The sequence below is a fragment of the Blastococcus sp. SYSU D00922 genome (genome assembly GCF_054050495.1).
In genome coordinates this window covers 67,482-89,153 of record NZ_JBJGZL010000002.1, presented here as the reverse complement: position 1 = coordinate 89,153, position 21,672 = coordinate 67,482, and the positions used below count along the sequence as shown (strand labels likewise).

25 protein-coding genes are annotated in these 21,672 nt (G+C 75.2%); 5 read left to right on the top strand and 20 right to left on the bottom strand.

Annotated features, from left to right (window positions below; all coding sequences use genetic code 11):
* Positions 1-4: 4 nt before the first annotated feature.
* The 9 genes from odhI to ACI78T_RS03000 all read right to left on the bottom strand — a co-directional run bounded on the left by odhI (position 5) and on the right by ACI78T_RS03000 (position 7,040).
* Positions 5-523: an oxoglutarate dehydrogenase inhibitor Odhl gene (gene odhI, locus ACI78T_RS03040; protein WP_116451828.1), complete on the bottom strand. Its 519-nt coding sequence runs from the start codon at positions 521-523 to the stop codon at positions 5-7.
* 242 nt (positions 524-765) lie between these two features.
* Positions 766-1,170: a glycine cleavage system protein GcvH gene (gene gcvH, locus ACI78T_RS03035; protein WP_456556597.1), complete on the bottom strand. Its 405-nt coding sequence runs from the start codon at positions 1,168-1,170 to the stop codon at positions 766-768.
* A gap of 22 nt (positions 1,171-1,192) precedes the next feature.
* A complete protein-coding gene (locus ACI78T_RS03030) occupies positions 1,193-2,149 on the bottom strand; it encodes a DUF881 domain-containing protein (RefSeq protein WP_456556596.1) in 957 nt (318 codons plus the stop codon).
* On the bottom strand, positions 2,146-2,478 hold the full coding sequence (locus tag ACI78T_RS03025) for a small basic family protein (protein ID WP_116451831.1): 333 nt from the start codon (positions 2,476-2,478) through the stop codon (positions 2,146-2,148). The genes ACI78T_RS03030 and ACI78T_RS03025 overlap by 4 nt, the downstream gene beginning before the upstream one ends.
* Positions 2,479-2,482: 4 nt before the next feature.
* Positions 2,483-3,412, bottom strand: coding sequence for a DUF881 domain-containing protein (locus tag ACI78T_RS03020; protein ID WP_456556595.1), 930 nt, complete (start codon positions 3,410-3,412; stop codon positions 2,483-2,485).
* Positions 3,409-4,092, bottom strand: coding sequence for a CDP-alcohol phosphatidyltransferase family protein (locus tag ACI78T_RS03015; RefSeq protein WP_456556594.1), 684 nt, complete (start codon positions 4,090-4,092; stop codon positions 3,409-3,411). The genes ACI78T_RS03020 and ACI78T_RS03015 overlap by 4 nt, the downstream gene beginning before the upstream one ends.
* Before the next feature lie 77 nt (positions 4,093-4,169).
* Entirely contained in the window at positions 4,170-6,236 is a 2,067-nt protein-coding gene (locus ACI78T_RS03010) for an elongation factor G-like protein EF-G2 (RefSeq protein WP_456556593.1), read from the bottom strand.
* A 12-nt stretch (positions 6,237-6,248) separates the two neighbouring features.
* A complete protein-coding gene (locus tag ACI78T_RS03005; RefSeq protein ID WP_456556592.1) occupies positions 6,249-6,449 on the bottom strand; it encodes a DUF1918 domain-containing protein in 201 nt (66 codons plus the stop codon).
* 81 nt (positions 6,450-6,530) lie between these two features.
* Positions 6,531-7,040: a DUF2243 domain-containing protein gene (locus ACI78T_RS03000; protein WP_456556591.1), complete on the bottom strand. Its 510-nt coding sequence runs from the start codon at positions 7,038-7,040 to the stop codon at positions 6,531-6,533.
* A gap of 54 nt (positions 7,041-7,094) precedes the next feature.
* On the opposite strand from ACI78T_RS03000, the gene ACI78T_RS02995 reads away from it, so the two are divergent.
* A complete protein-coding gene (locus ACI78T_RS02995; RefSeq protein WP_456556590.1) occupies positions 7,095-7,298 on the top strand; it encodes a hypothetical protein in 204 nt (67 codons plus the stop codon).
* Positions 7,299-7,368: 70 nt separating this feature from the next.
* Here the strand turns inward: ACI78T_RS02995 and ACI78T_RS02990 are convergent, their stop codons facing one another.
* From ACI78T_RS02990 to ACI78T_RS02980, 3 genes are all read right to left on the bottom strand, one after another.
* Positions 7,369-8,028 carry a class I SAM-dependent DNA methyltransferase gene (locus ACI78T_RS02990; protein ID WP_456556589.1) on the bottom strand — a complete coding sequence of 220 codons (660 nt, stop codon included), beginning with the start codon at positions 8,026-8,028 and terminating at the stop codon, positions 7,369-7,371.
* Between the two features lie 59 nt (positions 8,029-8,087).
* Positions 8,088-8,495, bottom strand: coding sequence for an STAS domain-containing protein (locus ACI78T_RS02985; RefSeq protein ID WP_456556588.1), 408 nt, complete (start codon positions 8,493-8,495; stop codon positions 8,088-8,090).
* 210 nt (positions 8,496-8,705) lie between these two features.
* Positions 8,706-8,954: a helix-turn-helix domain-containing protein gene (locus tag ACI78T_RS02980; protein ID WP_456556587.1), complete on the bottom strand. Its 249-nt coding sequence runs from the start codon at positions 8,952-8,954 to the stop codon at positions 8,706-8,708.
* 137 nt (positions 8,955-9,091) lie between these two features.
* On the opposite strand from ACI78T_RS02980, the gene ACI78T_RS02975 reads away from it, so the two are divergent.
* Both ACI78T_RS02975 and ACI78T_RS02970 read left to right on the top strand, forming a co-directional pair.
* Positions 9,092-10,078, top strand: coding sequence for an AraC family transcriptional regulator (locus ACI78T_RS02975; RefSeq protein ID WP_456556586.1), 987 nt, complete (start codon positions 9,092-9,094; stop codon positions 10,076-10,078).
* A gap of 97 nt (positions 10,079-10,175) precedes the next feature.
* Positions 10,176-11,522 carry a diacylglycerol/lipid kinase family protein gene (locus ACI78T_RS02970; protein WP_456556951.1) on the top strand — a complete coding sequence of 449 codons (1,347 nt, stop codon included), beginning with the start codon at positions 10,176-10,178 and terminating at the stop codon, positions 11,520-11,522.
* 2 nt (positions 11,523-11,524) lie between these two features.
* Here the strand turns inward: ACI78T_RS02970 and ACI78T_RS02965 are convergent, their stop codons facing one another.
* The 4 genes from ACI78T_RS02965 to ACI78T_RS02950 form a co-directional block, all read right to left on the bottom strand.
* On the bottom strand, positions 11,525-13,297 hold the full coding sequence (locus ACI78T_RS02965; protein WP_456556585.1) for a SulP family inorganic anion transporter: 1,773 nt from the start codon (positions 13,295-13,297) through the stop codon (positions 11,525-11,527).
* 7 nt (positions 13,298-13,304) lie between these two features.
* A complete protein-coding gene (locus ACI78T_RS02960; protein WP_456556584.1) occupies positions 13,305-13,568 on the bottom strand; it encodes a three-helix bundle dimerization domain-containing protein in 264 nt (87 codons plus the stop codon).
* 105 nt (positions 13,569-13,673) lie between these two features.
* Positions 13,674-14,390, bottom strand: a complete 717-nt coding sequence (locus ACI78T_RS02955; protein WP_456556583.1) for a CPBP family intramembrane glutamic endopeptidase — start codon at positions 14,388-14,390, stop codon at positions 13,674-13,676.
* 33 nt (positions 14,391-14,423) lie between these two features.
* On the bottom strand, positions 14,424-16,166 hold the full coding sequence (locus tag ACI78T_RS02950) for an alpha/beta hydrolase (protein WP_456556582.1): 1,743 nt from the start codon (positions 16,164-16,166) through the stop codon (positions 14,424-14,426).
* 106 nt (positions 16,167-16,272) lie between these two features.
* Here ACI78T_RS02950 and ACI78T_RS02945 point away from each other — a divergent pair, with 106 nt between their 5' ends.
* Positions 16,273-18,246 carry an alpha/beta-hydrolase family protein gene (locus ACI78T_RS02945; protein ID WP_456556581.1) on the top strand — a complete coding sequence of 658 codons (1,974 nt, stop codon included), beginning with the start codon at positions 16,273-16,275 and terminating at the stop codon, positions 18,244-18,246.
* A gap of 1 nt (position 18,247) precedes the next feature.
* Positions 18,248-18,739: a hypothetical protein gene (locus tag ACI78T_RS02940; RefSeq protein WP_456556580.1), complete on the top strand. Its 492-nt coding sequence runs from the start codon at positions 18,248-18,250 to the stop codon at positions 18,737-18,739.
* A gap of 7 nt (positions 18,740-18,746) precedes the next feature.
* On the opposite strand, the gene ACI78T_RS02935 is transcribed toward ACI78T_RS02940, so the two are convergent.
* From ACI78T_RS02935 to ACI78T_RS02920, 4 genes are all read right to left on the bottom strand, one after another.
* Positions 18,747-19,886, bottom strand: a complete 1,140-nt coding sequence (locus ACI78T_RS02935; RefSeq protein ID WP_456556579.1) for a carboxylate-amine ligase — start codon at positions 19,884-19,886, stop codon at positions 18,747-18,749.
* A 14-nt stretch (positions 19,887-19,900) separates the two neighbouring features.
* Positions 19,901-20,743: a class II glutamine amidotransferase gene (locus ACI78T_RS02930; RefSeq protein ID WP_456556578.1), complete on the bottom strand. Its 843-nt coding sequence runs from the start codon at positions 20,741-20,743 to the stop codon at positions 19,901-19,903.
* Between the two features lie 76 nt (positions 20,744-20,819).
* Positions 20,820-21,332: a DUF1269 domain-containing protein gene (locus tag ACI78T_RS02925; RefSeq protein ID WP_456556577.1), complete on the bottom strand. Its 513-nt coding sequence runs from the start codon at positions 21,330-21,332 to the stop codon at positions 20,820-20,822.
* A 44-nt stretch (positions 21,333-21,376) separates the two neighbouring features.
* Complete coding sequence (locus tag ACI78T_RS02920) at positions 21,377-21,649, bottom strand: SHOCT domain-containing protein (protein WP_456556576.1); 273 nt, start codon at positions 21,647-21,649, stop codon at positions 21,377-21,379.
* Positions 21,650-21,672 lie beyond the last annotated feature (23 nt).

The following is a 21,672-nucleotide window of genomic DNA, read 5'->3' as shown; positions in this document are numbered from 1 at the left end:
CTCACTAGCGAGCGGCCGGCTCGCCGGTGCGGGGGCCGGTCAGGTAGACGAGGCGGAACTTGCCGATCTGCACCTCGTCACCCCCGGCGAGGCTCGCGACGTCGACCGGCTCGCGGTTGACGTAGGTGCCGTTGAGGCTGCCGACGTCGTGCACCGAGAAGCCGCCGCCCTCGCGGTGGAACTCGACGTGCCGGCGGCTGACCGTGACGTCGTCGAGGAAGATGTCGCTGTCGGGGTGCCGGCCGGCCGTGGTGACGTCCTGGTCGAGCAGGAAGCGGCTGCCCGCGTTGGGCCCGCGCTTGACGACGAGCAGCGCCGAACCGGCCGGCAGCGACTCCACGGCACCGGCGTGCGCGTCGGCGGCAGCCTCGGTCACCTCGGGCTGGTCGCTGGTGTCCTCACCGCCGACCTTGGGGATCACGCTGGTCGACTCGCCGACCCGCTCCTGGGAGAGCGCCGAGCCGCACTGCGCGCAGAAGCGACTGCCCTCGGGGTTCTCGTGGCCACATCGAGTGCAGTGCACGTCTGTCTCCTCCTGTGCGAGGGGCCCCGCCGCGGGCCTCGGAACGGGCCGCGAGCGGCCGGCGGACGACGGACCGGACGGCCCGTCGTGGGTCGGCCGCCGCGGAGGCGGCGGACCGTTGGTCATGGAACCAGCCGGTCGGCCCGAGGGTCAACCGGACGTTCAGGGTGTGGAACCGAGGTTCCGGTGAGCTGTGACGATCATAGTGATCAGGGTGCCGCCGGGGCCCGGCGGCGGGGCCGTCAGGACGCGTCGACCAGCGCCTGGTAGGCGTCCGCGTCCAGCAGGCCGCCGATCGGGTCGCCGCCCTCCCCGGGCACGCTGATCTCGACCAGCCAGCCCGCCCCGTAGGGGTCGGCGTTGATGGTCTCGGGTGCGTCGGCGAGGGCCTCGTTGACCGCCGCGACGACACCGGCCACCGGCGCGTAGATGTCGGAGACCGACTTCGTCGACTCCACCTCACCGATCGGGGCGCCCGGGCCGACCTCGTCGCCGACCTCCGGCAGCTGCACGAAGACGATGTCACCCAGGGCGTCCTGCGCGTGGTCGGTGATCCCGACGCGGACGACGCTCGCGGTCCCGTCGGTCCCCTGCACCAGCGCCCACTCGTGCTGGTCGGTGTAGCGGCGGTCGTCAGGCGTGGCCATGCGGGCGATCGTCTCCTGGGGCTCAGTCGGTGGTGGGCGAAGCGTATTGAGGCGTGTCGAGCGGCCGCAACGCGTCCACCACGACCTGCTCGGACGGCACGATGTCGACCGAGGCGCCCTGCCGGGTCAGATCCTGCACCACGCCGCCGGGGATGTTCAGGGCGGTCCGCATGTTCTCCGGTGACCCGATCACGACGACCTCGTACGGCGCCGTGATCGGCCGGCCGTCGACCATCAGCTCGCCCGGTCTCCCGGTGACGGCCGACGACACCCCGACGCGGACGCCGTCGATCTGCATCGTCTCGGCGCCGGCGCCGCGCAGCTCCTGGATCGCGTCGAGGAGGTCGCTCACCCGGACCTCCTCCTCCGGATCCCGGATCGTGATCGTCAGCCCCGGGCCCTGCGCGGCGATGGTGCCGTTGAGGATGCCGATCGCCTCCGCCCGGGCGCGGGCCTCCTCGAGCGCGGTCGCCGACTGGCTGTCGGTGTCGGTGAGGTCCTCCAGCGCACCGCGCTGGTCGGCGATCTGGCCGCGCAGGCGCTCCTCGCGCGCGTCGAGGTCGTCGAGGATGCGGACGAGGTCCTCCTCGCGCGCTCCGGCGTACTGCTGGTCCTCCCCCACGGCCCGCACCTGGACGGCGAAGGCGAAACCGAGCAGCAGCGTCAGGACGCCGATCAGGGCCGCGGCCAGCGGATCGCGGGTGCGCCGGCGGGGCGGCTCCGCCGCCACCGCGGCGGCGGGTTCCTCGTCGGCTGGCTCGTCGTCGGCGGCCTCGGTGACCGCCGGAGGCGCCGCCTCCACGTCGGTGTCCGCGTCCTCCGGCTCGACGGCGTCCGCCGGCTCGTCGGCGTCCCCGGCCGGGGCGTCGTCCTGCGCGGCCCCCTGCTCCGCCCGCGAGCCGGGCCCGAAAGGGTGCGGCACGACGACGTCGTCGTCGGCGGGGTCCGGCCCCTGGACGGGCCGCTCGTCGCCGCTCATGCGCGGAACACGTGCCGTCGGATGGCGGCCGCGTTGCCGAAGATGCGGATCCCGAGCACGACCACGACCGCGGTGGACAGCTGGGCGCCGACCCCCAGCTGGTCGCCGAGGAAGACGATCAGCGCCGCGACGACGACGTTGGACACGAAGGAGATGACGAAGACCTTCGCGTCGAAGATGCCGTCCAGCCGGGCCCGGAAGCCGCCGAAGACGGCGTCCAGCGCGGCCACGACCGCGATCGGCAGGTACGGCTGCAGCCACACCGGCACGGTGGGGTCGAAGAAGAGGCCGAGGAGGACGCCGGCCGCGAGTCCGAGGATCGGGATCACGGGGTCAGCCTCCAGCGGTGGGGTCGGGGGTGGTGTCCGGGTCGGTGTCCGGGCCGGGGTCCGGGTCATCGCCGTCCTCGGGGACGGCGGAGCGCAGCTCGGGGACGCTGGCCGCGGGAACGCTCAGCTCCTCCTGCTCCGCGTAGTCGAACCGGAGCCCGAACGTCTGCGAGATGACCGCGAGCGCGCCCACCTCGGGACTGGCGAGGAACTCCGAGACCAGCGTGTCCGGATCGCCGATCGCACTGATCTCGTACGGGTTGGTCACCGGGCGGAAGTCGACCAGCACCGCCTCGCCGGCGAAGCGGATGGCGGTCGTGGGGCCCAGCCGCTGCCCGTTGATGCTGATGGCCTCGGCGCCGGCGGCCCAGAGGGCGTTGACCACCAGCTGCAGGTCGCCGTCCTGGACCTGTTCCCGGGGGTCCTCCTCGGTGGTGCCGCCACCGACCGGGTCCTCGTCGGCGCTCGGGTCGGCGTTCGCGAGGGTGACCAGCAGCCCGGGGCCGGTGACCGGCACCGCGCCGGCGCCCTGCTCGGCGCGCGCCAGCGCGTCCCGGGCTCGCTGGCCGACGGCGCTGGCCGCCAGCAGGTCGTCCCGGGTGCTGGTGACCTCGGTGCGCAGCGCCTCGAGCTGGGCGGCGAGGTCGTCGCTGACCGCGGACGCGCTGTGGATGTCGTCGATGAGCGCGGCCCGCACCTGGTCGCGGCCCTGCACCGTGGCGGCGGCCTGGTCGTAGGTGACGGCGACCAGCAGCCCCGCGACGACCATCGTCACGGCGACGGCGGCACGCCCCCAGCGGCGGCGCCGCGGCGCACCGGCCGACCGGGCTGCGGCCGCCTGGGCGTAGGCGGGGTCGAGGGTCTCGGCGAGGACGGCGTCCAGGAGCGACGCGCCCATCGAGCGCGGCCCGCCGCCCCGCGGGGGTGCGGTCACCGCGCCGTCCGGGACAGGCGGGCCGCCCGCTCGGCGCGGAGGATGCCCCCGACCTGCACGAGGTAGAAGACCCCGGCCAGCAGGTAGAGCGCCGTCCCCCAGATCGTGAACGCCCAGGCGAACGGCTCGATGACGACGGCCAGCCACCCCGACCCGTCGGCCAGCAGCAGGCCGGGGAAGGCGTACAGCAGGAGCAGCGTGGCGGCCTTGCCCAGGTAGTGCACCTGCAGCGGGGGGTAGCCGTAGTGGCGGATGACGAGCAGGGCGAGCGCCAGCACGACCTCGCGGCCGACCAGCAGGGCGACGAGCCACAGCGGGACGATCTCGCGCAGGGCGAGCGCGACGAGGGTGCTGACGATGTAGAGCCGGTCGGCCGCGGGGTCCAGCAGCGCGCCCAGCTTGCTGCTCTGGTCCAGCCACCGCGCGAGCTTGCCGTCGAGCCAGTCGGTGAACCCGGAGACCATGAGGATGGCCACCGCCCAGCCGTCGGCCTCGGGGCCCAGCAGCAGCCAGAGGAAGACCGGGACGCCGAGGAGCCGGAGCAGCGAGAGGGCGTTCGGCACGGTCCAGATGCGGTCGGGCAGCGTGTCGCGGTCGGTCACCGGCGGCGAGCCGGCGATCGGCAGGGAACCCGACGGCGGAACGGGGACGGCCGCCGACGGCCCGTTCGACGACGTCACTGCTCCCCCACCTCGACCGACAGCGTGCTGCACCATCCACGAGGCTAGTGGACGCAACCGCGTCCACTCGTGAGCCGCTACGCGGGGACCGCCAGGTTGGCCGGCGCCGGCTCGTAGCCCAGCGGCCGGCGCGAGAAGCTGCCCGTCCCGTGCGTCACGGACCGCAGCACGCCGGGATAGGTGAGCAGCTCCACCTCGGGCACCTCGGCGCGCACCGTCGTCCGGTCGCGGACCGGGTCGGCGTCGCTGCCGGTGACCCGAGCGCGCCGGCCGGAGAGGTCGCTCATGACCGCCCCCACGTACTCCCCCGGCACGACCACGTCGACCTCGCACCACGGTTCGAGCACCCGGGTGCCCGCCGCCGCGGCGAGCTCGCGCAGCGCCAGCGCACCCGCGGCCTGGAAGGCCGCGTCGGAGGAGTCGACGGAGTGCGCCTTGCCGTCGACGAGGGTCAGGTGGACGTCGACCAGGGGGCGGTCGCCCGTGATGCCCCGCTCCGCCTGCGTCCGGATCCCCTTCTCGACGCTGCCGTGGAACTGGCTGGGCACCGTGCCGCCGACGATCTTCTGCTCGAAGACGATGCCCGACCCCGGCGCTCCGGGCTCGGCGTCGATGACGACCACGGCGTACTGCCCGTGCCCGCCGGACTGCTTGACGTGCCGGCCGGTCACCCGGGTGGGCCGGGCCAGCGTCTCGACCATCGGCACGCGGACGGGGACGGTCGAGACTGCGACGCCGTGCCGGGTGCGCAGGCGGTCGAGCAGCACCTCGGCGTGCGCCTCGCCGACGCACCACAGCAGCAGCTGCCCGGTGTCGGGACGACGTTCCAGCCGCACCGTCGGGTCCTCGGCCACCAGCCGGGCCAGCGCCGTGGCCAGGCGGTCCTCGTCGGAGCGCGAGGCCGCCTCGATGGCGACCGGCAGCTGCGGGACGGGCAGGTCCCAGGGCGGGACCAGCCGGGGGTCCTCCGGCGAGGACAGGGTGTCGCCGGTCTCGGCGCTGCCCAGCCGGGCCACCGCGCAGATGTCGCCGGCCGGGCACGACGGGACGGGGCGCAGCGTGGCCCCGAGCGGCGAGGACAGCGCCCCGATGCGCTCGTCGACGTCGTGGTCGGGATGGCCGCGGTCGGTCATGCCGTGCCCGGAGACGTGCACCGGGACGTCGGGGCGCAGCGTGCCGGAGAAGACCCGCACGAGGCTGACCCGCCCCACGTACGGGTCGGTGGTGGTCTTGACGACCTCGGCCACCAGCGGGCCGTCCGGGTCGCACTCCAGGGACGACGTCGCCGCGCCCTCGGGGCGCGAGACCGGCGGGCACCCGTGCTCCATCGGGCACGGGAAGCCGGAGACGACCAGCTCCAGCAGGTCGTCCACGCCGATCCCGCTCAGCGGGGCGGCGCAGAGCACGGGGTGGAAGTGGCCGCGGGCGACGGCCGTCTCCAGGTCCGCGATGAGGTCGGCCTGGACCAGCTGGTCGCCGGCGAGGTAGCGCTCCATCAGCGCCTCGTCCTCGCTCTCGCCGATGATGCCCTCGATCAGCTCGGACCGGAGCCGGTCGGCCTCGGGGGCGTCCGCGGCCGGCTGCAGGAGGTTGACCAGCCCGCGGACCGAGCCGTCCGGGGCACGGTCGACCAGGTGGACCGGGTAGACGCCCTCCCCCAGCAGCTGCTGGCAGAGGCGGACGGCGTCCTCGACGTCGGCCCGCGCACGGTCGAGCTGGGTGATGACGACGGCCCGGGGCATGCCGACCGCGGCGCACTCCTCCCACAGCTGCACGGTGGCGGCGTCGACGCCGTTGACCGCCGAGACGACGAACAGTGCGGCGTCGGCCGCGCGCAGACCGGCCCGCAGCTCGCCGACGAAGTCCGGCGAGCCCGGGGTGTCGAGCAGGGTGATGCGGTGGCCGGCGTGCTCGATCGTGGCCACCCCGAGGGACACCGATCGCTGCTGCCGGATCTCCACGTCCTCGGTGTCCAGCGCGGTCGTGCCGTCCTCCACCCGTCCCGCCCGGGGAAGGGCACCGGTGGCGACGAGGAGTGCCTCGGCGAGGGTGGTCTTCCCCGCCCCGGCGTGGCCGACGAGTGCCACGTTGCGCACGCGCGCGGCCGGTCGTGGTGCCGGCGCCGTCCCGTTGTCCTTCGCCATCGGGCCGGGCGTTCAGCCGTGCGCGGCTTCGGCACGGACCACCGAGGCGGTGCCGGCCGGGTAGAAGAGGCCGGTGTGCCCGTCGGGCTCCCAGCGCACGCGGTACGGCGGCCCTCCTCCGGGCTCGGCGCACCCGATGACCTCACCCACCCGCTCGGGCTCTCCCTGGTGGGTGGACCGCACGACGATCCGGTCTCCGACATGAGCTTCCACGGCGGCCTCCTGCGGGGTGCGACTGTGGCGTGCTTCACAGCCTGCCCGTGATCCCTGGGCCCGACAAGACCCCCTCCGCCCTCACCCGCCGCGGGCGGTCCGGCGCGTCGGTTCCCGGGCGCCACGCCGGTGCAGGAGCCACCCCCCGCCGATCAGCAGCACCCCGGACGCGAGGAAGGCGAGGTCCCAGCTCAGCGGCGCACCGAGGTCGTCCCGGACGTGGTGGACCCCGAGCAGCTGGTGGTCGACGAGCCCTTCGACGAGGTTGAAGAGTCCCCAGCCGGCCAGGACGAGGCCGAGGTGGAACGACCAGCTGGGCGCGAGCCTCCCGCGCTGCCAGTCGCGGATCGTGGTGAGCGAGCCGGCGAGGACGCACAGCCACGTCGCGAGGTGGAAGAAGCCGTCGGCGAGCGTGTTGACCTCCAGCCCGGCGAGGGTGGCCGGCGAGCGCTCGGCGCTGACCATGTGGTGCCACTGCAGGATCTGGTGCAGCACGATGCCGTCGACGAACCCGCCTAGGCCCAGGCCGAACAGCAGGCCCGCGGCCCGGGCCGGGGGTCCCGCTGCCGTCGTCCGCGCTGCCGCCGCCATGCGGCGGGCCTACCCCACCTCCTCCCCCGTCACCCGCGGCGGGATGCTGGAGGGATGAGCAGCAGCGACCACGCGGCCGGGCGCGACCAGACAACGGGGCGGGCGCACGCCGTGCTGGCCACCACCGCCGACGAGCCGGCGCCGTGGGCGGCCATCTGCGGCGCGTCCGTGGACGTCGTCCAGGGCAGGTGGAACGGGCCGCGGGGCCTCGGTTCCGCCGACCCGTGCCCGGACTGCACACGTCTGGCGCCGGGCTGAGGCCCCGTTGCCGGCGTGGTCCGCCGTCTTCCCGGTAACCCGTAGGGGTGTTGGGGATAACGGTCGAGCGTCAGGGTCGCCGCCGGGCGATCACCGAGCCTTGAAGGAGCTTCGCGGCGTTGCTGGTCGGCTCGGGGGCACGGACCACCTGGGCGACCACGTCGAAGCCCGCGTCCTCCAGCAGCCCCACCACCGCATCGGGGCGCAGCCGGTGGAAGTCCAGCGAGACCGCCGTCCCGAACGCCTCGTCCAGGTTCAGGGTGCCGTCGCCGACCTGGAAGCCGAGCAGCAGGTACCCGCCCGGCCGGAGCACGCGCGCGAACCCGGCCACCACGGCGGGCCTCCGCGGCTCGGGCACGTGGATGAGCGAGTACCACGACACGAGCCCGGCGAGGCTGCCGGCGGCGTGGTCGAGCGCGCCCATCTCGCCCACCGCGAAGGACAGGCCGGGGTGCTCGCGCGCCGCGAGGTCGACCATCGCCGGTGACAGGTCGATGCCGGACACGTCCAGCCCCAGGCGGGAGAGGTGCGCGGTCACGCCGCCGGGGCCGCTGCCCACCTCGAGGACCTGCCCGCCGGGGTGGTCGCGCCCGACCAGCTCCGCGAAACCCTGGAGCACGGCGCGGTCCAGCGGCGCGTCGTCGAGCTCGGAGCGGAACAGCTCGGCGTACGCCCGGGCGATCGCGTCGTAGCCGTTCCTCGTCGCGACCAGCCGCGCGTCCTCCGCCACGAGAGCAGGCTAGGGAGGGCGCCGGCGCTCCCCCGCACCGCCCGGCGCCCCGGCGGACCTCACGGTTCGACGACGCGGCTGGGCTGGGTGTCGTCGTCGCCGGGGAGCAGGTGGCGGTCGAGGCGCAGGCGGGCCAAGGCGTTGCGCACCGCTGGCGACGCGCCGTAGAGGGTGAGCCGGCGCCCGTGCCGCAGCGCCCGCAGGTATGCGCCGACCAGCGCCCGCAGGCCGGCGTGGTCGGCGACGGAGAGCCCGCGGACGTCGAAACCCCACCTCCCGCTCTGCGAACCGAGGAGCGCGGAGACGGCGTCGTGCAGCAGGTGCGCGGTGCGGCCGTACAGCCGCCCCGTGGCGGTCAGCCACCCCGAGACGAAGTCGACCCGCACCGTGAGCTCCGGTCCCGACGGCGGCCGTCCGCCGGGCGGCTCGGCGGTCGCCTGCCGGTTCGCACGCCCTCGGTCGGCCATCACACCGGCTCCTTCTCGCCCGTGCCTGGACCGGGTTCCCGTCCCTCGCGCAGTGTCCGCGCGGCCCGGCCCGTCCGCATCGTCCCCCCGGGAGGAGGTGCCACGGCGCCCGGCGGATGCACGGCCCCGCCAGGCGGGCGCACCCCGGACCGGACGGCCCTCTGTCGCCCGCCTGGCGAGGTGGGTCCAGTGTGACCTACGGCGCGCCGGTCAGTCCGGTGGACGCCGCGGCGCCGGGACCGGGAGGACGCCGAGCTCGGCAGCCGCCCGGACGGCCGCGCCCCGGCCGGTCACCGCCAGCTTCCCCTGCACCCGCCGGACGCGCGTGCGGGCGGTGTTGCCCGACACCGACAGCGCCCTCGCGATCTCGGCCGTCGACCGCCCCTCGGCGAGCAGGTGCAGCAGCCGCACGTCCCGGTCGCCGAGGGGGCCCGGCACCACCGCCGTCGGACCGGACATGACCACCACCTCCGAGAAGACCCGCGCGGGACAAGGTAGGCGCGGCACAACCGGATCGCTTTACCGATCAGGCCGCGCGGCTTTACGGTTTCGCTCCGCGGAGGGAACTCGCGATGAGGCCTCGGATCAGGACCAGCATGCTGACCGGGTACCCCGGCCTGGCCACCTCCCTGGGCGTCAACCCGGCGGACCTGATGGCGCGCGTGGGCCTGCACCTGGCCGACCTGGACCTGCCCGACCGCTGGATCCCCGCCGCACCCGTCGCCCGGCTCCTCGGGCTCTCGGCGGCGGAGTCCGGCTGCGCCGACTTCGGCCTGCGGCTGGCCGCGTCGCGCCACCTGGGGACGCTCGGCCCGATCAGCGTGGTGCTGCGCGACCAGCCCGACCTCCGCAGCGTGCTCGACCTCCTGGTGCGGTACGACCACGCCTACGACGAGTCGACGCACCTGCGCCTGCGCGAGTCCGGCGACGTCGCGACGATCGACGTATGGCTGGAGTTCGGGGAGCCGGCACCCGGCGACGAGATCCACGACCTGGCCATGGGTGCGGTGGCCGGCATCGTCCGTGCCCTGCTGGGGCAGGACTGGTGGCCGCTGCGGGCGTGCTTCGTCCGCCGGGCCCCACCGGACCCCGCCCCCTGGCACCGGCTGTTCGGGCCGTCGGTGGTCTTCGGGGCAGCGTTCACCGGGCTCGTCCTGGATCCCGCGGACCTCGCCACGCCGCTCGTGTCGGCCGATCCCTCGCTGCGCCCCTACACCCAGGAGTACCTCGGTGCGGTCGTGACGCCCGAGGAACCGTCGTCGTCCGACGTGGCCGAGGTCGAGGAAGCGATCGAGCTGCTGCTCCCCCTGGGCCGCCACTCGGTGGACGACGTCAGCCGCCACCTCGGGCTCACGCCACGCGGGCTGCAGCGCTCCCTGGCCGAGCGCGGGGAGACGTTCTCCTCCGTCGCCCACGCGACGCGCGCCCGGCTGGCGGAGCGCTACCTGCCCAACGAGCGCTACTCGCTGACCGAGGTGTCCCAGCTGCTCGGCTTCGAGGCGCCCAGTGCGTTCTCGCGGTGGTTCCGCCAGCGGTTCGGCACCACCCCCAAGGACTGGCGACGGGCGGCGCTGGACCGCTGACCCGGCTGCCCCGACCGTCCCGGCGGGGGGATGACGGGCGGGACGGCCGGGACGAGCGTCGGGCCAGGAGCGTCCCGAGGAGGTCGTCGTGGGATCGATGCGTGCGCGGCGGTGGGAGGCGCGGGGTGCCCTGGCCCTCGCCGGCCTGGCCGTCGTCCTCCTGCTGGCCGTCGCGGGGCTGCGCAGCCTCTGGCTGGTGCTGCTGACCACCGCCGCGGTGGCCCTGGTCGTCGCGGCCCTGTACTGGTTCCTGCTGCACCGGGGCCCGGTGCGCTGGATCTCGCTGGCGGTGGCGGTCACCGCTCCGGTGGTGGTGCTGGGCGTCTTCGTCGCCGAACGGCTGCTCTGGGTCGCCGTGGTGGCGGCGGCGCTGTGGACGCTCGCGCTCGCGGCGGGGCGCGCCGCGCTGCGGCCCGACCACCCGGACGAGGGCCCGGCCGTCCTGGACACGCCGGCGCCACGGCACCCCTTCCTCGTCATGAACCCGCGGTCGGGCGGGGGCAAGGTGGGCCGGTTCCGCCTGCGCGAGCGGGCGGAGGAGCTCGGCGCCGAGGTGGCCCTGCTGGACCGGCCCGGAGTCGACGTCCAGCAGCTCGCCCGGGACGCCGTGCGGCGCGGCGCGGACCTGCTCGGGGTGGCCGGGGGTGACGGCACCCAGGCCCTGGTGGCGCAGGTGGCCGCGGAGCACGACGTGCCGTTCCTCGTCGTCAGCGCGGGGACCCGCAACCACTTCGCGCTGGACCTCGGCCTGGACCGCGACGACCCGGCGCGCTGCCTCGACGCCCTCGGCGACGGCGTGGAGACGCGCATCGACCTCGGCGACATCAACGGGCGGACCTTCGTCAACAACGCGTCCTTCGGCGTCTACGCGGAGATCGTGGAAAACCCCGCGTACCGCGACGACAAGCGCGGCACCACGCTGGACGCCCTCCCGGAGCTGCTGAGCCGCAGGCGGGGCGCCCACCTCGTGGCCGACGTCGGCGGGGAGCGGGTCGACGCGCCGCAGGCCCTCCTGGTCAGCAACAACCCCTACGACGCCTCGGACCTGGCCGGCTTCGGCCGCCGGGCCCGGCTGGACCGCGGGGTCCTCGGCGTCGTGGCCGTGCGCGTCGACGGCGCCCGGCAGGCGGTCGGGCTGCTCAACGGTGCGCACCAGCGCGGGCTGCGCGTGGCGGAGGCCCCGGAGGTGGTGGTGAGCGCGGACGCCGCGACGGTCCCTGTCGGCATCGACGGCGAGACCGTGCAGCTCCCGACGCCGGTCCGGTGCACGGTCCGGCCCGGCGCGCTGCGGGTCCGGCTGCCCCGCCGGCGGCCCGGCGTCCGGGCACCGCGGCCGCGGCCGGACTGGGCGGTGCTGTGGTCCCTCGCCACCGGCCGCGCCGGCGCGCAACCCGCCGGTCGCACCGGAGGCAGCCCGGCCGCCGCCGGCGCGCGCGAGGCTTGAGGTCAGGTCGGCCGGGCGCTCCTGCGCGGATCGCTGGGGGGCCGGGCCTCCGGCAGCTGCGGTACGGGGGCCTCAGGCGGCGGCGCGCTCCAGTCGGCCCCGGTGCGGGCACGCCAGGCGGCCACGGCCTCGTCGAGGGTCGGGAAGAAGTGCCGGGGCTCGATCTCGCGGGTCAGCCCGTAGCGCTCGATCTTCCGCCGCACCGGGTCCTTGAGCTCGGCGAAGACCAGCGTCTGGCCACGGCCGTCGAGGAACGCGTCCAGGTCCAGCAGCATGTCGGCGGCCGTGGTGTCCACGTCGGTGATCGGCTCGGCGGCCACCACGATCCACCGCGTCTCCGGCTCGTTGCGCGCCAGCGCCGTGATCTCGTCCCGGAAGCTCTTGGCGTTGGCGAAGAACAGCGGCGCGTCGAACCGGTAGATCACCAGCCCGGGCAGCTGCCGGCCCCCCGGGTAGGACCGGACGTCGTGGTAGCCGTCCAGGCCGTCGACCCGGCCCAGCTGGGTCTGGTACGGCCGCCAGGCGCGGCGGAAGACGTTCAGGATCGACAGGCCGACGGCGATGCCGATGCCGGGGAGCACGCCCAGGAGGGCGACCCCGAGGAACGCGACGATCGACAGGCTGAACTCCACCTTGCGCTGGTGCCAGAGGCGGGCCGTGCCGCGCGGGTCGGCCAGCGACAGGGACGCGGTGATGACGACCGCGGCGAGGGCCGACTGCGGCAGGTCGCGGAAGAGCCCCGGCAGGAAGACGACCATCACGATGATCAGCGCGGCGCCCGTGACGCCGGTGAGCTGCGACCTGGCACCGGCCCGCTCGGCCACCGCCGTGCGGGAGGCGCTCGTGCTGACCGGGAAGCCCTGGAACAGGCCCGCGGCGAGGTTGGCCGCCCCGATCCCGACCATCTCCTGGTTGCCGTGCACCTCCTGGCCGGTGCGGCCGGCGAACGACGACGCCGTGGAGATGGTGTCGGCGAGGGACACCAGGGCGATGGCCAGCGCGCCGGCCACCAGCGGGCCGACGTCGGACCAGTCCACCGACGGCAAGGTGAGCGGGGGCAGCCCCTCCGGCAGCGTGCCGACGAGGTCGACGCCGCGCTCCCCCAGGTCGAAGACGGCGCTGACCCCGATCGCCCCCACCACCATGACGAGCACCCCGGGGACCTTGGGCAGCCACCGGCGCAGGGCCAGGATCACCGCGATGCCGCCGAGCCCGACCGCGGCCGCGGCGGGGACGACGTCGCCCCCCGCCAGGCCGGCGACGAACGCCCCGAACTCGCCGATCACGCCGTCGGCGTCCACCGAGAAGCCGAACAGCTTGGGCAGCTGGCCGACCAGGATCGTCAGGGCCAGCCCGTTCATGTAACCGATCATCGTGGGCTTGGAGAGCAGGTCGGCGACGAAGCCGAGCCCGGCGGCGCCCGCGGCGATCATGACCACGGCGGTCAGCAGGGCCAGCATCGACGCCAGCGCCACCGCCCGTTCGGGATCACCGCCGGCGGCCACCAGGGGCAGGATCGTGGCCGCGATCATGGGCCCGAGGGACGAGTCCGGCCCCAGGACGAGGATGCGGGACGGGCCGAACACCGCGTACCCGAGCAGGCACGTGATCGTGGTGTAGAGCCCGGTGATCGGCGGCAGCCCCGCCAGCTGCGCGTAGGCCATCCCCTGCGGGACGAGCAGCGTGGTCAGCACCACCCCCGCGACGACGTCCTTGACCAGCCAGGGACGCCGGTAGCCGGCGAACGCACGCAGGCCGGGCGGCACGGGCGCCACGGCCGGCTCACGGACCCGACGGGGTGGGCAGGACGGTCAGACCGGGGCGGGCGGAGATCCGGCGGTACACCGCGTGCAGCCGCTTCTCGACGAGGATCGGGACGAAGGCCTGCACCCTGGCGCCGGCGAAGGACGCGAGCACCTCGCCGGCGAGGACCCGGATGGCCTCGGGGTCGACCCCGTACTGCGCGTGCAGCCGCACGACGAGGGCGTCGACGAACCCACCCTCGCCCCGCGCGGCACCGACGTCCTCGTCGGCGATCGCGGTCACGGTGCACCTCCTCCCCCGGGCGGTCCGGACGGATCGGCCGAGCGTCCCGTCCGGGCCGGGGCGCGGGCATCATCCGAGCGGGATGAGCAGCCAGCTCCCCGTCGGTCAGCCGGGCGGGTCCAGCCACCGGGACACCAGCCCGAAGAGCACCCCGAGGGCGTTGGTGGCCCAGTGCGCCCCCGTCGGGGCGAGCACGCTGCCGGTGCGCCGGCGGAGCTCGCCGAAGACCACCCCGCCGAGGGCGGTGAGCGCGACGGTGCCGGCGACGACGACCGCGGTGCCCACGCCCCCGACGGCGTCGGAGACGGCGCGGTTGGAGCTCCCGAGCCCGAGTGACGGCAGCACGTGCCAGAACCCGAAGAGCACCGACGTGACGGCCAGCACCTGCCACTCCTGGAGGTGACGGGCCAGCGCTCCCCACAGCACCGAGCGGAAGGCGATCTCCTCCAGCAGCACCGTTCCGAGCGGGATGACGACGAACGCGGTGTACAGGGCGTCGGGCAGGGGCAGGTCGTAGCGGGCGTCCTGGAAGGCCGTCCGCGTGGGCGGCAGCAGGATCCCGACGACGTAGACGTTCGCCACCAGCGCTACGGCGCCCAGCCCCCACCGGAGCCCGGTGCGGAAGCGGTCGCGGCCCAGCCCGAGCTGGGACCAGGACAACCCGGCCGCCCGTGCCGCGGCCAGGAGGGCGGCTCCCTCCAGGGTGCGCACCCACCACGGCGGATCCAGGAGGTGGTCGGTCACGTTGATCGCGACGAGGGCGAGGACGACGGCGCCCGAGAACGAGCGGTACCGCGTGCGGAGCGCTGCGGACGAGCTCACCCGGCACTCCCCGTCCGGCCGGACCGCACCCCGTCAGCCTCCCACCAGGGCGCGGAGCCGCTCCGTGTCCGCGTCGTCCCAGCCCGGCGGCCGGACGACCTGGGCCCAGCCGTCGACGTAGTCGGCCCGGTAGGCGTGCCCGTGGCCGTCGGGCACCTCGACGGCGAACACCATGTCCGCGGTGACCTGCCAGAACGTGACGAAGGGCAGCCACACCATCCCCTGCGAGACGTCCGGCCCGCGCTCGCCCTCCAGCCAGTCGGGACGGCTCAGGATCAGCCGCGGCGACCACCACACGATGGGGTCCGAGGCGTTCTGCAGGTAGACCACCCGAGGTTCCCCCCAGCGGCCGCCGGGCCGGTCGAGGTCGGGCGCCTCGTCGGCGAAGCGCACCGTGCGGCCCTCCTCGTACACCGGCAGCCACTCCGGCGAGCCCTCGTCGCGGTCGTCGACGATCGACCGCGTCAGCTGGTTGAAGTTCGGCGGGCCGGCCCACAGCACCCCGTCGGTGCGGTTGACGATGTCGGCGAGCCCGCTGAACGCCGCCTCCCCGCCGAACGTCCCGAGGCTCTCGCCGAAGACGTAGAGCTGCGGGCGGGCGTCCGGGGGCAGCTGGGCCCACGTGCCGTAGACGGCGTCGAACAGCGCGCGCCCGGCCTCCTGCGCCTTCACCTGGTCGACCAGGAACGACATCCAGCTGGGCAGGTACGAGTACTGCATCGCCACCATCGCGGAGTCGCCGTTGAGCTCGTACTCGAGCGCGTCGCTGGCGGCCGGGTCGACCCACCCGGTGCCGGTGGTGGTGACCACCACGAGGGCGGACCTGTCGAAGCCGCCGGCCCGCTCCAGCTCCCGGACGGCGAGCGCGGCGCGGTCGGCCACGTCGTCGCCCGACGCGAGCCCGACGTAGGCCCGCACCGGCTCGAGCGCGGGCTGCCCGGAGAAGGCGGTGAGGTCCGCGGCGGTCGGCCCCGTCCCGACGAAGTTGCGCCCCTGGAGGCCGAGGTCCTCCCACGGGACCAGCGATGCCGGGCTCCCCGACCGCTCGGCCGCCACGGGTTCGACGGCGCCGGCCTCCGTGCCGTCGTCCTTGACGCTGAACGCCGAGTTCATCGCGTCCACGAAGCCGCGGAACAGCACGCCGTTGAGCAGGAAGAGGACCAGCGCCGTGACCACGACGACACCCAGCGGCCGGGCCAGCCGCCGAGGGAGCACCCGGCCGAGCACCCGGACGAGCCACCGCGCCAGGGCGCGGATCCCGCGGCCCACGGCGACGAAGAAGGCGAAGACCAGCACCGCGACGACGACGATGCCGAGGGCGGAGTAGCCCGACGGCGGGTCCAGGCCCATCAGCTCGTGGATGTCCCGCTGCCACTGGGCGCCGAGGACCAGCGTGATCACCACCAGCAGGGCCGCGCCGATGGCGAGCACCTGCCAGGCCCGGCGGCGCACGCCGGCGGAGAGGCGGCGGTCGGTGACCTCCGCGACGAACCACGCCACGGTGACGCCGACCCCGTACCCGATGGCGGCGGTGATGCCCGCGATGAGGCCCTGCAGCAGCCATCCGCGCGGGAGCAGGGAGGGGGTGAGCGAGCTGCAGCCGAACAGCAGCGCCGCCAGGGTCCCGCTCCAGGTGTAGCGGGGCAGCCAGCGGCTCCACCGGGCGGCCGGCGGGCCCTCGGTGGCCCCTGCCGGCTGCGACGGCGCCCTCGGCGCGGGGACGGAGGTGACCTCGGTGCGGCCGGGGGCGTGCCCCGCCGTCGGTTCCGCCGTCATCGCGCCTCCGCTCGCCGGTCGGCCGACGCTAGAGCGGGGCGACGGGCGGCGGACTCACACCTGGAGGATGACCCGCGGCCGGCTCCGTCCCGCCACGATCGCCGTCATGGAACGTGCGGCGGGACGGCGCAGCGGCGGTCGGACGGGGAGCACGGCGACCGACGTGGGCCTGGTGGTCGCCGCCGCGACGGCCCCGGGGACGTTCGCGCCCTCCCTCTCCGCGCGCACGGTCGTCGACCAGGGTCTGGTGACCGGGCTGTCCACGGGCCTGCACTACCTGCTCACCGCCGCCGCCCAGGACGTGCTCGAGGCCGCGGCCCGGTCCCTCGCCGGCGACGGCACCACGCCGTCGCGGGCGCGGGGCGGCGCCCTCGTCGCCGTCGACGGTGCGGCGGTACCCGTGGCGCTCGCCGTGCTCCGGGCGCTTCCACCCCGTGCCGAGGACCCGTTGCGGGGAGCGGTGCGCCAGGCAGCCTGGCGGCTCGGGGCGACCGGTCTGGGTGGGGCGCTGCTGGGCGCCGCGCAGCTCGGCACGCAGGCGCTCGACGCCCGGTGGCGGCTGCACGGCCGGCTGGCGGCCTTCCCGCTGGCCGTCCCCGTGGGCCTCGGCACCGCCTACGCCCTGGACCGCCTCGCCGCCCGGGGGCACCGGGAGCAGCCGGCGACCTCCTCGGGGCCCTCCCCGCTGTCCTCGCTGGCCGTGGCCACCGGGATCGTGGGCGGCGTCGGCGCGGCGGCGTACGGCGAGCAGGCGGTGGCCGACCTGGTGGCGCGCCGGCTCGGCGCCGCGCTACCCGGGCCCCCGGAGCTGTGGCGGCTGGCCGGGCACGCCGGCTTCCTCGCCGTGCTCGGTGCCGGCGCCTCGTCGGTGTGGCACCGCGCCATGCGGCGCATCGAGGGCATGACGTCGGCCGACGTGCCGGTGTTCGGGCCGGACGAGGCCGAGCGGTGGGTGCCGCCGACGGTCAGCGGCGGGCCCGGCAGCCGGGTGTCGTGGGCCGGCATGGGACGTGACGGACGCCTGCACGCCCTGGCGACCGTGCACCCGCGGCCGGTCGCCGACCGCCCCGACGGCACCCCCGACCTGTCCATCGAGACGGTCATGGGCGTCCCCGCCCGTGCCGCCCCCGTGGCCGTCTACGTGGGCCTGGACAACGCGCCCACACCGCGCGACCGCGTCGAGCTCGCGATGACCGAGCTCGAGCGGACGGGCGCGTTCGACAGGTCGCTGCTGGCATTCGTCTCCCCCACCGGGACCGGCTACGTCAACTACGTCGCGACCGCCGCGCTGCAGTACCTCGCGCTCGGCGACGTCGCGACCGTCACCCTGCAGTACTCGCGCCGGCCCTCTCCGCTGTCGCTCGGCATGGTGCGCGGCGCCCGGGAGCAGAACCGGCTCCTGTGGCTCCGCGTCCTCGAGCGCCTGCGGGACCGCCCCGGCCCCCGGCCGCGGGTGGTGCTGTTCGGCGAGAGCCTCGGCGCGCATACCAGCCAGGACGTGTTCCTGCACTGGGGGACGCTCGGCCTCGACGCCATGGGGATCGACCGGGCGCTGTGGATCGGGACGCCCTACGGCAGCGGGTGGATGCGCCAGGTGACCCGGGGCGGCCGGCTCGACGTCGACCCGGAGGCCGTCGCCGTCGTCAACGACCTGGACCAGCTGCGGGAGCGCACCGCGGCGCGGGGTACCCGGCCGCGCTTCGTGCTGCTGAGCCACGACAACGACGGCGTGACGAAGTTCGGCCCCGACCTGCTCTGGTACCCGCCGGAGTGGCTGGGCCCCTCCCGGCCGCGCCCCGAGCCGGTCCCCTCCGGGAGCCCCCGGGGCATCCCGCCGGCCATGCGGTGGCGGCCGCTGACGACGTTCTTCCAGAGCCTCGTCGACATGAAGAACGCGCAGACCGCCGGGCCCTTCGGGGCCTTCCAGCACGACTACCGCGCGGACCTGCCGCGCTTCCTCGCCGAGGTGTACGGGCTATCGGCGACCGAGGAGCAGCTGCGCCGCATCGAGGAGACCCTCGAAGTCCGCGAGACGGTGCGCGAGCGGCTGTTCGCCGACGTCCCGGGAGCCGTCGGCTGACATGCGGACCAGCCTGGAGCAGCACCTCGGGTCCCGGCAGGTGGGCCGGGTCGTCTACGGCGCCATCATCGGCCTGGCGCTGGTGGTCGCGCTGGAGTCGCACCCGCCGGAGCCAGGGGTGATGGCCGTCTGGCTGGTGGGGACGGCGGTCGCGGTCGGTCTCGCCGAGGTCTACAGCGACGTGGTCGGCACCGAGACCCGCGCGCGACGGCCGGTCACCCGCGCCGAGGTGCGGGTCATGGCCGAGGACGCCCTCGCCGTCGGGTCCGGTGTCGCGGGGCCGGCCGCAATCTTCCTGCTGTCGGCACTGGGCCTGTTCGGCGTGGCGACGGCGTTCACCGTCGCCAAGTGGTCCGGGCTCGCGCTGATCGGCTTCTACGGGTTCTGGGCGGCCCGCTTCGCCGGAGCCGACATCCGCCGGGCCCTGGTCAAGGGCGCGCTGGTCGCGCTCATCGGCGCCGGCCTGATCGCGCTGAAGGCGCTCGTGCACTGACCCCGGGTCAGGTGTCGAGCCCCGCGCTGAGGTTGGCGAGCGCCTGCACGAACGAGGCGCGGGGACCGCGGTGCCAGAGCGCGCGCTGGCGGTCGGCCCCCGACCCGCGGCGCAGCCGCAGCACCAGCAGGGTGCGGACCAGGCGGCGGTCGCCGGCGGCCTCGAGCGCGGGCGCGAACGACGTGAGCATCTGCCGCAGCACGGCGGTGGCCGGCGCCCAGCCGCCGTCCACGGGGTCCACGACGGCGGCCGCCAGCCCCCGCCGGGCCGCGGCGTAGGCGGCTGCGAGCAGCATCCGGTCGGGGACGGCGGGCACCGGGCGTCCGGCGGCCTCGTCGGCCAGGGCGGTCATCACGGCGGCCCGCCCGAGCCCGGCCTGCAGCACCGCGTCCGCCACGGTCAGCCCGGTGTCGGGGAGCCGGACCTCCACGGTCGGGTACCGGGTCGAGACGCGCGCCCAGAAGTACACGCCGCGTTCGTCGATGGCCTGCCCACCGGCGACGAGGTCGTCCACGAGGCGCCCGTAGGCGGCGGCGTCCGCGCAGACGGGGGGCGGGCGGAACGACGGCCAGAGCCGCTGGGACACGAACCGGGAGCTCGCCCAGCCGGTGTCCCTGCCCTGCCGGATCGGGCTGTTGCCCCCCAGCGCCATGAGCACCGGGAGCCACGGACGCAAGCGGGCCAGCACCGCCACCCCCAGGTCGCGGCCGGGCACCTCGACGTGCACCTGCGCGGCGCAGGTGACGACGTCCTCCGTGACGCCTCTCGTCTCGGTCACCAGCCGCCGGTAGCGCTCGTCGTCGGAGAGGAGCGCGAAGCCCGGCACGTCGACGGGAGGCGTGCCCACGGCGACCAGCCGGGCCCGCCGGTCGGCGGCGGCCTGCGCGAGCACCCTCCGGGCGACGGAGAGCTCCCGGCCGACGTCGGTGAGGTGCTCGCAGACCCCGGTCGACGTCTCGATCTGGCAGCGGGTGAACTCGGTCGTGGCGCGCACCTCCGGCGGTGCCGCGGCGATGAGCTCGGGTGCCAGGTCGGCGACCCGCCCGTCCGGGCGCACGAGGAAGAACTCCTCCTCCACGCCGAGGGTCGGTACCGGGGTGCCCGGCGCCGGCGTGGGGCGCAGCAGGGTCCAGGGCTCGCCGGCCACCGAGCGCGCCGCGATCAGCCGACCGGCTCGAGGACCGTCGGCGCGAACGGCTGGATCTCCTGCCGGCCGTCGCGGACCACGACGCAGCTGCCCTCCGGCACCTCCTGCCACGCACCGACCAGGCCGCCCAGGGGTTCGGAGACGACGATCCGCGCGTCGTCGGAGAGGCGGTGGAGCACCGGGTTGTCCGGGTACTGGGCGCGCAGCGTCGCGATGTCGGTGCTGTGGAACAGCGAGCGGGACCGGCCCTCGGTGGAGTACCGGAAGGCCCACAGCGTCTGGCCGTCCGTCGTCGCGACGGTCATCTGGACCGGGAACCGGCGGCCGTGCCGCCGGCCGACCGCCTCGATCAGCCCGACCGCGCGGGCGACCGCCGCGGGCGGGTCCTCCCGGAGACCGAAGGTGAGCGCCAGGTGGAAGAACAGCTCGGAGTCGGTGGAGCCCTCGATGTCGGGGAACAGTGCCGGGTCGACCGCCAGCGCGAGCTCCCGCTTCACGTCGCGGAAGCCGGCCAGGGCCCCGTTGTGCATCCACAGCCACCGGTCGTACCGGAAGGGGTGGCAGTTGGTCTGCTGGACGGGCGTCCCGGTGGAGGCGCGCACGTGCGCGAGCACCATCCGCGACCGGATGTGGGCGCCCAGCTCGCGCAGGTTCCGGTCGTTCCAGGCGGGTTCGGTGCTCCGGAAAAGCCCGGGCACCGCCGGCTCGCCGTACCAGCCGACCCCGAACCCGTCCCCGTTGGTCGGCTCCACGCCGAGCTGCGCGTGCAGGCTCTGCACGATCAGCGAGTTCTCGGGGACGTACAGGAGGTCCTCGATCAGCAGCGGTGAGCCGGTGTAGGCCATCCAGCGGCACATGGGGCGCTCCGGGTGGTCGTCGGGTGAGGTGGGGCCCGGCCGCCACGGCGGCCGGGCCCCGGGTCGGTGCGTCGGGTCAGCTCGTGGCCGCCGGCGCCTTCTCCTCCTCGAGGAAGACCTCGCGGAGCTTGGCCTCCTCCTCGTGGCTGAGGTTGGTCTCCACGAGGACCATCTGCTGGCCCTCGAAGGCGTCCCGGACCTTGTCCACGACCGCACCGGAGGAGAGCACGAACAGCGCCGAGGTGCCCGGCTGGATCTCGTCGCGCATCCGGCGGATGAACGCGTCGTCGATGCCGACGTCGGTCATGCTGCCGGTGAGCGCGCCCATCCCGGCGCCGATCGCCATGCCCAGCAGCGGCACGAAGAAGATCAGCCCGAAGAGCATCCCCCAGAACGCGCCCCCGAGGGCCCCTGCTCCGGTGAGGCTGCGGAGCTGACGCGTCTTCGGCTTCTTCGCCCCCTCGGGGAAGGTGACGATGGCGGCGTCGTGGATCTGGATGAGCTCCCTGCGCTGCAGGTCCTTGAGCGTCTCCTCCGCGATCGCCGCCCCGTTGGGGGTGGGGAACTTCCAGACGGTCATGGTGGCCATGGACTTCTCCTCGCGTTGGTTCGGCCGGACCGGTCGGCCCGGGGTCAGGAGTTGAGGATCTGGCTCTTCTGCAGCTCGAACTCGGCCTCGTCGAGGACGCCGGAGTCCCGGAGCTGGGCCAGCTCGCGCAACTGCGCCAGCTTGGTGTCGGTGTCGGTGCGCCGGGGGGCCGGCTCGGCGTACTGGGGCTGCGCGCCGTACCCGCCCCCCTGGCTGGCCCACCGGCCCGCCTGGCGGCGGGAGACCCGGTTGGACACGGCGGTGGCCGTGCCGGCGACGACGGCGGTGCGGGCCATCCCGCGCAGCAGTCCGGGCATGGGTGACTCCCTGGGGTCGGGCC